The sequence below is a fragment of the Bacillus cereus group sp. BfR-BA-01355 genome (assembly GCF_022663675.1).
Classification (GTDB): Bacteria; Bacillota; Bacilli; order Bacillales; family Bacillaceae_G; genus Bacillus_A; species Bacillus_A thuringiensis_S.
On record NZ_JAKUFY010000549.1, the window covers coordinates 1 to 200 of the forward strand.

Sequence of the window (200 nt, forward strand, 5' to 3'; positions counted from 1 at the left end):
TACCTCACCAACTAGCTAATGCGACGCGGGTCCATCCATAAGTGACAGCCGAAGCCGCCTTTCAATTTCGAACCATGCAGTTCAAAATGTTATCCGGTATTAGCTCCGGTTTCCCGGAGTTATCCCAGTCTTATGGGCAGGTTACCCACGTGTTACTCACCCGTCCGCCGCTAACTTCTTGAGAGCAAGCTCTCAATCCA

General features: G+C 51.0%; 1 rRNA gene. It reads right to left on the bottom strand.

The annotated features are described in order from the left end of the window. A 16S ribosomal RNA gene (locus MR167_RS32880) occupies positions 1 to 200 on the bottom strand; the annotation flags it as partial.